Genomic DNA, 12,298 nt, shown 5'->3' with positions numbered 1-12,298 from the left:
AGCGATACTCGCGGTGACGCCTCACAGGAACGGGGAAAACTTTGTCCACCCCTGCCTTACGCGGTCCGCACAGCGTCTCCCGAGTGCTGAAAGCCTTGCTGGACCGGCCGAAGCGCGGCGAACGGGCGTTGCCGTTGGTCTGCCTGATCGGGCAGCCCGCCGCCGAGCGCTCCTCGGTCGCGCTGGCCCGCCGGCTCGCGGACGCCGAACCGCCGAAGGTCCTGTTCGCCAGGGTGGACGCGGAGAACCCGCCGGTCGCCGACGTGTCCGCGAGACAGCGGCCCCCGCTCCTCCCGCTGCTCGTCGAGGTGCGCGACCGGCTGGCGGAGGACCGGTTCGGCGACCAGCGGGTGCGGGCGTTCCCGCACTTCCGGCTGGTGGACGACATCACGCGGCAGACTCGGGACGGCGGGCTCGCCGGGGCGTGGCGCAGGCGGCGTGAGGAGCCCGACCCCGAACGTGTCGAAGCCGGCGCCGCTGCCAGGGCGGCGCTCCCGCCGTGGGCGCAGTTCTTCCTCGCGATCTTCGTCGCCTGGCACCGGCCCGTGCGCTACTGGCTCTGGTCGCGCGGGGTGTGGCCGTTCGGCGCGGAGCCGCGTTGGCTGATGCGGCAACGGTTCGCGCTGCCCGGCCACTCCACCGGGTTCGTCGGTTTCGCCGAACGCCTCGCCGCCCAGCGGGACCACGAAGAGGACGAGCAAGGCCAGTGGGAACTCAAGAAACTCCTCGTCCACGCCTTCCTGAACGACCTCAGAACCGCCTACGGCACCGGAACCTTCCGCTTGCGCCGCTTCCGCCGCACGATGTACCCGTTGGTACTGCTCAACAACGTCACCGAGGACAACGCCGGCGGCGAACTGCTGCACCTGATCAACGACGTCCGCAAGGAATCCCCCGCGCACGCGCCGCTGCTCGTCGTCGCCACCATGCGCGATCACCCGCAGTGGCTGACGAAAACCGGTATGGCGCAACCGGTCCACCGGATCGGTGACGACCTGGACGCCTGGGTCGACCGGCCGAACCGCAAGCGCCTCCTGGGTGACGGCATGCGGGTGATCACCGTTGACCTGTCGCCGGACGACGACACCGCCGTCGAGCCGATCCACCCACGACCGGTCCCGGTGCTCGCACGCCGTTCTTCTTTGGTCCTGGCCACGGTGATCGCTCTCGCCCTGGCCGCCACCACCGGCGGGTCGTGGCTGTGGCCCCGGATCACCGGCGACTGCCTGCCGTCGCCACGCGCGGGCGTGGGCGTGCGGTGGGTCGAGGACGCGCGCGGTGGCGAGTGCGTCGGTTACAGCGACAGCGCGGCGCAGGTCTTCGGCGACAACCAACGGCTTCGGGCGGCGCAGCGAGCGATCTTCGAACTCAACGAGAAGGCCGAGGACCTGCACGCGGTGGACCCGGACCGTCCGCTGGTCAGCATCGTCTACTTCTCGGAGTTGACCAACCCGGAGGGCGAGTTGGGTTCCGCCGACTCGGTGACCGAGCAGCTCACGGGCCTGCTGCTGCGCCAGTCCCAGGACAACGTCCCCAGCGACCACAACGGCCCGCTGCTGCGCGTGCTCATCGCCAACGGCGGCTACGAGATGAACCGCGCGAGGGAGGTGACCGACGACTTCCTCATCCCGCTGTTCACATCCGATCCATCCCTGATGGGCGTGGTCGGCATGGGCCGCACCGTGGACCCGGTGGAAACCGCCATCGCAGCCTTGGGGGACAACGGAATTCCGGTCATCGGCACCACCCTGACCGGCGACTCCGTGGCCACCCGTTCCCCGATGTACTTCCAGTTCGTACCCGGCAACCGCGCCCAGGCCGCGATCGTGAAGGCCTACGTCGACCGCTCGGGGAGGCCGGTGGACGTGTACCAACAGCGCAATATTCCGGGCGACGGTTACTTGGCGTCGCTGCGCGCTGAGCTGGCGGCCCAGGTGGGCGAGGCGTCCTTCCGCTACTGGGACGGCGCGGTGAGCAGCGCAAAGCCCTTGTGCGGCAACAGGATTGCTGTCTACGCGGGAAGGCAGGCCGCATTTGACGGCTTCCTGGACCGCGTCCTCGGCGAATGCGCCGGCAACCTGCCCACGATCCTGGGCGGCGACACCGTGGCCCGTTTCGTCGCCCAACCCGACAAGCGCGACGACCCCGACTACGCCGGCAAGGAGATCCTGTACGTCTCGCTGGGTGGCGTGGCGGTCCTGGACAACCGCGACTGGCTGTCCTCCACGCCGCCGAGCACCCCGACGGCCTTGTGCTCCGCCCTGCGCGACTTGCGCCGGCCCACCGACGAGGACCCACCGGCGTGGCGCGCCCTGGGTGCGTTGCTGGACAAGAACAAGATCCCGTGGATCGGTGAACGGGTCGCCATCGCCTACGACAGCGCCGGCCTGTTCCTGCACGCAATCCGCTGGAACCAATCAGCCCGCACCCACCCCACCACCCGCACCCCGAACCGCGCGGCGATCTCCCACGAACTCCTCGAACTCACCTGCCCCACCACCCCGGACGCTCCACGGGGTAACTGCTACGACGGTGCGTCCGGCGCCATCGACTTCCGGGCGGGCCGAGCGGGCGACCACCGCCCTATCACCATCCTGCGCGTGCCGGACGTGAAGAACACCGCCGAACCCCCGACCTGCGTCCTCATGCTTCCCGACGACACCCGGCACTGCTGAAACGGTGCGCCTGCCCAAAGGCCGATCGTCTACCCGAACCACCTCGGTCGGACTACCGCCGCCAAGCCGGCCGCTGAAGGTTCCGCAGATCGCGACGGCCACCGAGAGCGGGCAGAATGATCGCGGAGCGAACGCCGCACAGGTTGCGCGACAACGCGCGATCTCATGTACCAGCCCCCCAAGGCCGACCGAACGCCGCCCAGTCGTGATGCGAGGTTCCCGACCCCGAAGAGCACTATGACCGGCCCCGCTTGATCTCACAGCGACCAAACGGGTCAATCACGGTTGGTGATGCGGTGTCTGGGCGGGTGTTCGGTGGGGCGATCGAGGGTAGTCCGGGGGTGGGCATCGATCTGGGAGGTTGATATGCAGCCGTTTCCGTTCGTCCCCTGGGTGTGGCGGGATCCGACCTGGTTGGCTGAGCGTGATGCTGCGGACACCGAGGATGCCGAGGGTCGTGATGAACGGCCTGATACCGGGCTGATCGGGTACGAAGTCGAAGCGACCGATGGTCGGATCGGCGAGATCGACGAGGACAACGCGCTTGTGCCCGCGGACTGCCTGATGGTCGACACCGGGCCGTGGATCTTCGGGCGGAAGGTCGTGTTGCCGGTGGGGACTGTGCACCGGGTGGACCACGAAGAGCGCAAGGTCTACGTCGACCGGACCAAGGAGCAGATCAAGAACGCTCCCGAGTACGACCCGGACGCTGACGCCGAGGAACATCGCAGGCGCACCGGCGACTACTACACCGAGAGCTATCGGCTGTTGCCGCCCATGCTCTGAGAACGACCCTGAGCACGGCGTGCCATGTGGGCGGCGACCCCGTCCAGGTAGCGGTTCAGGGTGGCCGTGAAGTCGGCGTCCAGGTCGGGTTCGTCGTGGAGGCTGTCCACGTCGAACACGCCGGCGTCGACGATCCGGCGCAGTGCGGGCATTTCGCGCGGGTCCACCAGGCGCCGCAGGGCCGCCGCGTAGGCGCGGCCGAAGGACTCCGGGTTGTTGCGGTAGCCGGCCGCGAGTTCGGAGCGCAGGCGCATCTCGCCGTGGACGAAGGTGAGCAGGCCCATCACCACGCCGACCTGCTCGCCCTCGTCCAGCGGGGTGTCGGCGAGGGCGCTGAGGAGGCGGTCGAACCACTGGAGGTTGCGCGGGCCGGCCGGGGGGCCGTTGACCGGGAGTTGCACGTACCACGGGTGTCGGCGCCAGACGTCGAGCATGGACCGGGCCAGCAGGGTGATGCCGGCGCGCCAGTCGCCGTCGGCGGGCAGCTCGGGCGGGTCGTCCAGTGCCGCGTCGGACATGAGCGTGAGCAGCTCGTCCTTGCTCTTGACGTACCGGTAGAGCGCCATCGTCGAGTTGCCCAGTTCGGCCGCCACGCGGGCCATGGACACCGCGCCGAGCCCCTCCGCGTCGGCCACGGCGATGGCGGCCTTGGTCACGTCCGCCGCCGTCAGGGTCGGTCGGCGGCCGCGGCGTGGCGCCTCGCGCAGGCCCCAGAGCAGCGCGATGTCGGCGGGCATCTCGGTCATCGCTTCCAGAGTCTAGGGCTTCCGCCCGCAATTGCGTATGAGCTACGCTAATTTGCGTAGGACATACGCAAAGAGGGGGTACTCGTGATCGTGGAAGCCGCTGACCTGCGGAAGAGGTACGGACCGACGGTCGTGCTGGACGGGCTCGACCTGCGCGTGGCGGCCGGGTCGGTGTTCGCCCTGCTCGGGCCGAACGGCGCGGGCAAGACGACGACCATCCGCATCCTCACCACGCTGTCCCGCCCGGACGGCGGCCTGGCCCGCGTGGCCGGGCACGACGTGCTGCGCGACCCGGCCCGGGTGCGCGCCGCGATCAGCCTCACCGGCCAGTACGCGGCCGTGGACGCCGAGCAGACCGGCCGGGAGAACCTGGCGATGATCGGCCGGCTGCGGCACCTGGGCCGGGCCGGGGCGCGTCGCCGGGCAGACGAACTGCTGGAGCGGTTCGACCTGGTCAGGGCCGCGGACCGGCGGGTGAAGACGTACTCGGGCGGCATGCGCCGCCGCCTGGACCTCGCGATGAGCCTGGTCGCCCGACCCGAGGTGATCTTCCTCGACGAGCCGACGACCGGCCTGGACCCGGCGAGCCGCGCGACGATGTGGGACGCCATCCGCGACCTCGTCCACACCGGCACGACGATCTTCCTCACCACCCAGTACCTGGAGGAAGCGGACCGGCTCGCGGACCGGATCGTCGTGCTGCACCGCGGGAAGGTCGCCGCCGAGGGCACCGCCGACGCGCTCAAGGCCCAGGTCGGCGGTGACCGCGTGGACCTGGCGTTCGACACGGTGGCCGACCTCGACGCCGCGACCGCGCTGCTCGACGGCTTCCCGGACCCGGCCCGACTGCTGCTCAGCGTCCCGTCCGACGGCAGCGCCGCCCACCTGCACCGCCTCCTCGACGACCTGCGCGGGTCCGGTGTCCCGGTGGCCCGCGTCTCGTCGCACCGCCCGACCCTCGACGACGTGTTCCTCGCCCTCACCGCACCGCAAGGAGTTCGGGCATGAGCCACGCCCTCACCGACTCGGTGACGCTGATCGGCCGCAGCATCCGCTTGAGCCGGCGCAACGTCGAGACCCTCATCATGTCGATCCTCCTGCCACTGCTGATGATGGCGCTGTTCGTCTTCGTCTTCGGCGGCGCGATCAACACCGGCACCGCCTACGTGAACTACGTGGTGCCCGGGATCATCCTGTTGTGCACCGGGTACGGCGCCGCGTCCACCGCGATGTCCGTCACCGACGACATGTCCAACGGCATGGTGGACCGGCTGAGGTCCATGCCCGTCAACAGCTTCGCGTTGCTGACCGGACATGTCGTGGCGAGCGTGACCCGCAACGCGTTGTCCACGACCATCGTGGTGGTGGCGGCCGTACTGATGGGTTTCCGGCCGACCGCCGGCCTCGGGGGATGGCTGGCGGCGGCCGGGATCGTGCTGCTGTACGTGCTCGCGCTGTCGTGGTTGGCGGCGGGGTTGGGGGTGGTCGCGAAGTCGGTCGAGTCGGCGAGTGCGTTGAGCTTTTTCATGCTGTTCCTGCCTTACCTCAGCAGCGCTTTCGTGCCGCCGGGGACGATGCCCGCGGTGCTGCGGGTGATCAGCGAGCACCAGCCGATCACGCCCGTCATCGAGACCGTGCGGGGGTTGTTGACCGGCACGCCGATCGGGGCCAACGCGGCGCTCGCCCTGGTGTGGTCGGGTGGTTTGCTGGTCGGTTCGTTCGTCCTGGCGACCTTCCTGTACCGCCGTCGTACCGCGGACTGAGCTTTCAGGCGGCCTTGCCGCGGCCGATGTGGACGTTCATGTCGACGAAGTCGAGGGTGATGTTGTAGGGCTTGAAGAAGCTGTGGGCGAAATCGGCCAGCACGTCGAAGCCGTGGCCCGTGTGGAGGTTGTTCGCGCTCGCCACGGAGTAGCTGCCGATGGCGTTGGCCGTGCCGAGCCGGACTTCCTTCGGGTAGCACGGGTAGACGATGACGGGCTGGCCGCCGGCCAAGGACTCCTCCGGGCGTTCGTAATCCGTGCGGACGCGGAGTTGTCTGGCTGTTCCCTCGTACATGCCCGCGACGTTGCTGCCGACGCCACCGATGTGCAGGGCCACCACCCGTTCTCCGGAGTCGGCGACACTGCCCCGGCTGAAGGTCAAGTGCTCACGGGCCAGCCACAGCGGGAGGCGTTCTGCGCCGGCACTTGCTCGGGCGGCGGTTTCAGGTGTCCGGCGGCGCAGGATCAGCGATCGGCCCGCGTAGTCGAACGTGGTCAGGAAGTGGTAGAAGATCCACGTCCCGATCATGCCGTCACCCGATCCCGGCATGGCTTCGCCGTCCGACCAGCGCACCGGGACGTTGCGCAGTTCGACGTCACCGAGCCGGAAGGAATCCACGAACCCGTAGTAGCTCCAGACGGTTCTGCCGTTGAACTCGATCTCCTCGCCGACCGCGCGCAACCCGGCTTCCGCGGCTGTCTTCGCCGACACGTTCAGGGACGCGATCCGGGTGTAGAACGAGAACCGCTTGGGCGGTCCGCCGTTGATCGAGCCCGCCAGCAGCGGTATCGGGTCCATCTGCTGCAACGGCAGGCGCGCCACCTCACCGCTGAGTTGGTAGGGCTCCCCGTCGACCGCCTCGAACCACTTCGCGTTGGCCTCCTTGCCGGCCGCCCGCCAGTGCGGTGCCGCCCGGACGAGCTTGTCCTGGCGGGTGTAGCAATCGGCCATCAACCGGTTCGCCGCCACATCCTGCGGTGCCAAGGCGAGGGCCATGCCGAGGTACTTCTCCGCGTCGGCGAACCTGTTGGACAGCAAGCCCACGTACCCGCGTTGCCGGGCCGCGTGCACGTCGGTCGGATCGTTCCGGAGCACGGCCTCGTAAGCCCGGCCGGCCTCCTCGAACTTCCCCGCCTTGAACAACGCGTCGGCGCTCGTCTCCTCCGCCGCGGCTTCCCCCGCCAACGGCACGACCGCGGCCACCCCGGCCATCACCGCGGCAGCCCGCAACGCCGACCGCCGATCCCACATCCCCTGACCGCTCACCACGCCACCCCTCTCGAACCTGGAAGATCAGCTCCAAGTGAAGAGGACTGGTTGTAGCGAGCCGGTATGCACTTTCGCTTATGCCGCCGATATGCGCCGGCGCGCAGTGGAAACGGGCGCGGGACGGGCCGTCGTGGTAGCCGCCCCGCGCCCGCAGGTCAGCGGGTCGAGCGTGCTGTGAACGCTAACACCACCACATCCCGGCCACAAGACCGTCAAGCCCTATCAAGACAACGGGAACAAACCTACTGCCCCGTAACACGAACTCGTTCGCCACTCATGGAGCAACAATCGTCTCAAGTGGATCAATCACTTGACACAACCGACCCTCCACCTCGCCAATGTGAGCGCTAACGAAACACTTGAGTGGAGGCAATGATGCAGGGAAGGTCACGGCGGCTCATCGCCTGCGCCGCCGCGGTGCTCGCCACCGCGCTGCTGCCCACCGCGCCGACAGCGGTCGCGGAGTCCAACGGCGGCACCCGGGTGATGCCCCTGGGCGACTCGATCACCGAGGGGACGCAGGTGCCGGGCGGCTACCGCATCGGGCTGTGGCAGCGGTTCGGTTCCGCGAACCAGCGCGTGGACCTGGTCGGCTCCCAGTTCAACGGCCCGGACTCGCTGGGCGACCACGACCACGAGGGCCACCCGGGCTGGCGCATCGACCAGATCGACGCGAACGTCGTCACGTGGCTGAACAACACCAACCCGCGCACCGTACTCCTGCACATCGGCACCAACGACGTCCTCCAGAACCACGACGTGGCCAACGCCCCGGCCCGCCTGTCCGCCCTGGTCGACAAGATCACCGCCACCGTCCCGAACGCGGACGTCTTCGTCGCCACCATCATCCCGCTGACCAACCAGTCGCAGGAGTCCCTCGCGCGCACCTTCAACGCCTCGATCCCGGGCATGGTCCAGAGCAAGGCCAACGCCGGCAAGCGCGTGCACCTGGTGGACATGCACTCGGCACTCACCACCGCCGACCTGATCGACGGCGTCCACCCCACGGCCGGCGGCTACGACAAGATGGCCGCGAAGTGGTACGAGGCCCTGCAAGCGGTGCCCGGTGCCATCGGCACCGCGAGGCAGCTCGTGGGCGTCCCGTCAGGCCGCTGCGCGGACGTCCCCGCGGCCACCACGACCAACGGCACCCAGCTCCAGCTGTGGGACTGCCACGGCGGCTCCAACCAGACCTGGATTCACACCGCGAGCAACCAGCTCGTCGTCTACGGCAACAAGTGCCTGGACGCCTACGGCTGGGGAACCACGAACGGCACCCAGGCGGCCATCTGGGACTGCACGGGCGGCGCGAACCAACAATGGAACCTCAACGCCAACGGCACCATCACCAGCGCCTTGTCCGGCCTCTGCCTGGACGCCTCCGGCTTCGGCACCGCCAACGGCACCAAGCTCCACCTGTGGACCTGCACCGGTGCGGCCAACCAACAGTGGAGGTTCTGACCGGTAACCGACGGGTCCATTCAGAGGAGGGGTGGTGAAGTTCGAGGCGTTGCACGTATAGCCGTGGCACTGATGACCGGGATGGCTCTCGCCGTAGTGCGATCGCCTCCCGGTGCATTCCAAGGCCAGGGCAACCAGCAGTGGCGGTTCAACGCCGACGGCACCACCACCAGCGTCCAATCAGGACTGCGTCTGGGACGTCTCCGGCTGGCCGGAACCGCGGCCGGCGGTCGGATGCCCGGTCGCTGTCGGGGCGGAATTCTCCGCTCCCGCGAAACGCTCATTCCACAGTGGATGTTCAAAACAGCGAAGCCACGACAATGATCATGCTTCCCGCGGAGACCCGCCGGCCGGAGACGGAGCGCGCCAGGACCGGAACCGCACGGCGTGGAGGCCGGCGCGAATGCTGTGAGTGCCCCCGGTGCGACTCGAACGCACACTGGACGGATTTTGAGTCCGCTGCCTCTGCCGATTGGGCTACGGGGGCCGGTCGGTCTGCACTCTACTCGATCAGGCTGGAGAGGCTGACCGCAGGGTTCACGAACGGACGAGGCGGGTGATGGCGGCGGTCGCCTCGGCCAGTTTCTCGTCGGCCACGTCGCCGCCCTCGGCCACGGCCTGGGCGACGCAGTGCTTCAGGTGCTCGTCCAGCAAGCCCAGGGAGACCGCCTGGAGGGCCTTGGTCGCCGCCGAGATCTGGGTCAGCACGTCGATGCAGTACTCGTCGTTCTCGACCATCCGCTGGAGACCGCGGACCTGGCCCTCGATGCGGCGCAGGCGCTTGAGGAACGCGTCCTTGTCCGCTGTGTAACCGTGCATCGCTCCCGGCCTTCCTACCCTGGGCGGGTACCCCTGCGCTCCAGGATAGGCCACTCGACCGGGTGTGACGGGCACCACGCGGACGTCCGAAGGGCGGCCTCACATTTCGGGGGTGGTGCTTAACGTCCCGAAATGACCCGTCCGGGGGCATCAGTCACATTTTCGGGACGAAAGGTTAGGCGATATTCCTTCCGTGCACTATGGTGTCGACCGGAGCGTGTGGCGCAGATACAAGTCGACGGCAACACGCGCTATGCGAGCACACACGGAGGAACAGTGGCACAGCAGACCGTCGTCCAACTCATCGACGACCTCGACGGCAGCGAAGCCGCCGAGACCGTGACCTTCGCGCTGGACGGTGTGGAGTACTCCATCGACCTGTCCAAGGAGAATGCGGACAAGCTCCGCGACTCCCTGGCCGACTTCGTCGCCAAGGCGCGCCGCGCGGGTGGCCGCAAGCAGCGCAAGGGCAGCGGCAAGAGCACGGTAAAGGCCGGTGACAAGGCCCAGGCCCAGGCCATTCGGGACTGGGCGCGGGCCCAGGGGCACCAGATCTCCGACCGCGGCCGGATTCCCCAGGGACTGGTGGTGCAGTTCCAGGAAGCGCACGCTTCCTGATACCGGGTGTCGTATCCCCTGCGGTGGCGTGCGACGCCGACCGCAGGGGAAAACCCCAGGTCAGCGATTCGCGCGGCCCGGAAAGGCGGTGCCCAGCAGGCGCAGGAGCGCGGTGGCCTTCACCGCCGTCTCCTCGAATTCCTCCGCCGGGTCGGACAGGGCGATGACCGCCCCGCCCACCCCGAAACTCACCTTGTCCCGGTCCACCACCAGCGTCCTGATGACGATGCTGAAGTCGGCCGTTCCGGACAGTGAGAAGTAGCCCAGCGCACCCGAGTAGACACCCCTCGGGCCCGCTTCCAGCCCGTCGATGATCTGCATTGTCCGGATCTTGGGCGCACCCGTCATGGACCCGCCGGGGAACGCCGCCCTAACCGCCGCGACCGCCGAACTGCCCGGCCGAAGTGTCGCCCGAACGGTGCTGACGAGCTGGTGCACGGTCGCGTAGGTCTCCACCGCGAAGATCCGGGGCACCTCGACGCTGCCGACTTCCGCGCAATGGCCCAGATCATTGCGCACCAAGTCCACGATCATCAGGTTCTCGGCGCGGTCCTTCTCGCTGGTCGCCAAGGCTGTGCGCAAAGCTTCGTCCTGCGCGGGCGTCGCGCCGCGCGGGCGGGTGCCCTTGATTGGTTCGGATTCCACGACACCGCGCCGGTCCACCCGGATGAACCGCTCGGGTGAAGTGCTGAGCACCGAGAGAGCACCGAAACGGAGCAACGCCCCGAAGGGTGCGGGGCTTTCGGCGCGCAGGAACCGGTAGGCGTCCCACGGGTCCACCGCGCCCCGCCAGGTCACCATGTTGGTCAGGCACACCTCGTAGGTCTCGCCCGCCGTGATGGCTTCCTGGCAGGCGTCGACCAGCTTCAGGTAGTGCGCCCGGTTGTGCCTGAGCTGGACGGATTCGGCGCGGGCCGGGACGGGGGCAGCCGCGGCGGGCGGTGTGAAACCGGTCAGGAAAGCGGCCGTGCGCTCCAACCAGCCGTCGTCGGACAGCGTCATCAGGTACGTGCGCCGCTCGTGGTGGTCGAACACGACGGCCCGGTCGGCGAACACGAACGCCGCGTCCGGCTGCTCCGAACGGTGGGCCGCCTCGCCGCCGCACTCGGCCTTCAGCTCGTACCCCAGGTAGCCGACCCAGCCCAGCGCGAACTCGAACGGGACGTCGGGCCGGGCCACCCGCCACGCCGCCAGGTCGGCCTCCAGCCACGACAGGAACGGCCCGTTGAACTCCTCGTCGCCCACCCGCACCCGGCGGGTCCACACGTCGTAGGTCGCCACCCGGGCCAGCGGCCCGCTCGCGTCCCCCATGACCGAGAACCGGCCCCGCTCCCCCGCCAGGCTGCTGTCCAGCCAGAACGCGTCCTCAGAGCCCCCGTAGAGGGCCTGGAACACCGCTTCGGGGTCGGGGTGGACGTCCAGCCGCCGCACCAGCACCTCGTGCGTCACCGGGGGCGGCGTGGGCACGGCCAGCGGCTCGGGGGTGGCGGCGGAGAATCCGCCGGTGAGGTCGCGGAAGTTGGCCAGCAGCTCGTGGCCGTGCTCGGTGCAGATGGACTCGGGGTGGAACTGCACGCCCCACACCGGCCGGGACCGGTGCCGCACGCCCATCAGCACGTCGTCGGTGTCCGACCAGGCGATCGCCTCCAGCGACGGCGGCAGGTCGGTGACGGCCAGCGAGTGGTAGCGGACCACGGTCAGCGGCGACGGCAACCCGGCGAACACGTCGACCCCGGTGTGCCGGACCCGGTCGACCACGCCGTGCCGGGGCGGGACCAGCCCCACGGAGGCGCCTTCGGCCAGGCACAGCCCCTGGTGGCCCAGGCACACGCCGAGCAGCGGCAGGTCGGCGTGCTCGACGACGGAGCGGCACAGGCCGAAGTCGGCCCGGTTCTGCGGGCGCCCGGGACCCGGTGAGATCACCACGTTGTCGAACCGGCGCAGGTCGGACAGCCGGAAGCCCGGGTCGTCGTTGGTGATGACGACCGGTTCCCGCCCGTTCACCCGAGCCAGGTACTGGAACAGGTTGAAGGTGAACGAGTCGTAGTTGTCGATGAGCAGGGTCCGCATGGCAAACAGCAGGCTACCTGCCCAAACACCCGGATGGAGTACCCCTGCGGGGCCGGTCGCGAGAGACCGGCCCCGCAGGTCCTTCCCCGA

10 protein-coding genes and 1 tRNA gene are annotated in these 12,298 nt (G+C 69.1%); 6 read left to right on the top strand and 5 right to left on the bottom strand.

What is annotated here, in order from left to right:
- Window positions 1-83 precede the first annotated feature (83 nt).
- Window positions 84-2,675 carry a hypothetical protein gene (locus RIN75_RS25585; protein WP_309114557.1) on the top strand — a complete coding sequence of 864 codons (2,592 nt, stop codon included), beginning with the start codon at window positions 84-86 and terminating at the stop codon, window positions 2,673-2,675.
- Between the two features lie 366 nt (window positions 2,676-3,041).
- Window positions 3,042-3,461: a PRC-barrel domain containing protein gene (locus RIN75_RS25580; protein WP_309114556.1), complete on the top strand. Its 420-nt coding sequence runs from the start codon at window positions 3,042-3,044 to the stop codon at window positions 3,459-3,461.
- On the opposite strand, the gene RIN75_RS25575 is transcribed toward RIN75_RS25580, so the two are convergent.
- Complete coding sequence (locus RIN75_RS25575) at window positions 3,434-4,207, bottom strand: TetR/AcrR family transcriptional regulator (RefSeq protein ID WP_309114555.1); 774 nt, start codon at window positions 4,205-4,207, stop codon at window positions 3,434-3,436. The two genes, RIN75_RS25580 and RIN75_RS25575, sit on opposite strands and share 28 nt — an antisense overlap.
- A gap of 84 nt (window positions 4,208-4,291) precedes the next feature.
- Here RIN75_RS25575 and RIN75_RS25570 point away from each other — a divergent pair, with 84 nt between their 5' ends.
- Both RIN75_RS25570 and RIN75_RS25565 read left to right on the top strand, forming a co-directional pair.
- Window positions 4,292-5,215 carry an ATP-binding cassette domain-containing protein gene (locus RIN75_RS25570; protein WP_309114554.1) on the top strand — a complete coding sequence of 308 codons (924 nt, stop codon included), beginning with the start codon at window positions 4,292-4,294 and terminating at the stop codon, window positions 5,213-5,215.
- Window positions 5,212-5,970, top strand: coding sequence for an ABC transporter permease (locus RIN75_RS25565; protein ID WP_309114553.1), 759 nt, complete (start codon window positions 5,212-5,214; stop codon window positions 5,968-5,970). Before RIN75_RS25570 ends, RIN75_RS25565 begins: the two co-directional genes overlap by 4 nt.
- Window positions 5,971-5,974: 4 nt before the next feature.
- Here RIN75_RS25565 and RIN75_RS25560 read toward each other — a convergent pair whose 3' ends face one another.
- Complete coding sequence (locus RIN75_RS25560; protein WP_309114552.1) at window positions 5,975-7,237, bottom strand: tetratricopeptide repeat protein; 1,263 nt, start codon at window positions 7,235-7,237, stop codon at window positions 5,975-5,977.
- A 378-nt stretch (window positions 7,238-7,615) separates the two neighbouring features.
- On the opposite strand from RIN75_RS25560, the gene RIN75_RS25555 reads away from it, so the two are divergent.
- Window positions 7,616-8,701 carry an RICIN domain-containing protein gene (locus RIN75_RS25555; RefSeq protein WP_309114551.1) on the top strand — a complete coding sequence of 362 codons (1,086 nt, stop codon included), beginning with the start codon at window positions 7,616-7,618 and terminating at the stop codon, window positions 8,699-8,701.
- Window positions 8,702-9,114: 413 nt separating this feature from the next.
- Here RIN75_RS25555 and RIN75_RS25550 read toward each other — a convergent pair.
- Together RIN75_RS25550 and RIN75_RS25545 are read right to left on the bottom strand one after the other, a co-directional pair.
- Window positions 9,115-9,188 (bottom strand) — tRNA-Leu (locus RIN75_RS25550).
- Window positions 9,189-9,238: 50 nt separating this feature from the next.
- Complete coding sequence (locus tag RIN75_RS25545; RefSeq protein WP_309114550.1) at window positions 9,239-9,520, bottom strand: metal-sensitive transcriptional regulator; 282 nt, start codon at window positions 9,518-9,520, stop codon at window positions 9,239-9,241.
- A gap of 276 nt (window positions 9,521-9,796) precedes the next feature.
- Here RIN75_RS25545 and RIN75_RS25540 point away from each other — a divergent pair, with 276 nt between their 5' ends.
- Window positions 9,797-10,138 (top strand): Lsr2 family protein, encoded by a 342-nt coding sequence (locus RIN75_RS25540; protein WP_309114549.1) that lies wholly within the window; start codon window positions 9,797-9,799, stop codon window positions 10,136-10,138.
- 60 nt (window positions 10,139-10,198) lie between these two features.
- Here RIN75_RS25540 and pabB read toward each other — a convergent pair whose 3' ends face one another.
- Window positions 10,199-12,208: an aminodeoxychorismate synthase component I gene (gene pabB / locus RIN75_RS25535; protein ID WP_309114548.1), complete on the bottom strand. Its 2,010-nt coding sequence runs from the start codon at window positions 12,206-12,208 to the stop codon at window positions 10,199-10,201.
- Window positions 12,209-12,298: the final 90 nt, after the last annotated feature.

Source organism: Saccharothrix sp., assembly GCF_031180885.1.
In the GTDB taxonomy this organism is placed as follows: Bacteria; Actinomycetota; Actinomycetes; order Mycobacteriales; family Pseudonocardiaceae; genus Actinosynnema.
The sequence above is the reverse complement of the archived record's forward strand: the minus strand, read 5'-3'. Positions and strand labels throughout refer to the sequence as shown.

Excerpts from the sequence above, each read along its gene's own strand:
- RIN75_RS25555 (WP_309114551.1), top strand. The coding sequence starts at position 7,616 with ATGCAGGGAAGGTCACGGCGGCTCATCGCCTGCGCCGCCGCGGTGCTC.
- pabB (WP_309114548.1), bottom strand. The coding sequence starts at position 12,208 with ATGCGGACCCTGCTCATCGACAACTACGACTCGTTCACCTTCAACCTG.
- RIN75_RS25545 (WP_309114550.1), bottom strand. The coding sequence starts at position 9,520 with ATGCACGGTTACACAGCGGACAAGGACGCGTTCCTCAAGCGCCTGCGC.
- RIN75_RS25580 (WP_309114556.1), top strand. The coding sequence starts at position 3,042 with ATGCAGCCGTTTCCGTTCGTCCCCTGGGTGTGGCGGGATCCGACCTGG.
- RIN75_RS25575 (WP_309114555.1), bottom strand. The coding sequence starts at position 4,207 with ATGACCGAGATGCCCGCCGACATCGCGCTGCTCTGGGGCCTGCGCGAG.
- RIN75_RS25565 (WP_309114553.1), top strand. The coding sequence starts at position 5,212 with ATGAGCCACGCCCTCACCGACTCGGTGACGCTGATCGGCCGCAGCATC.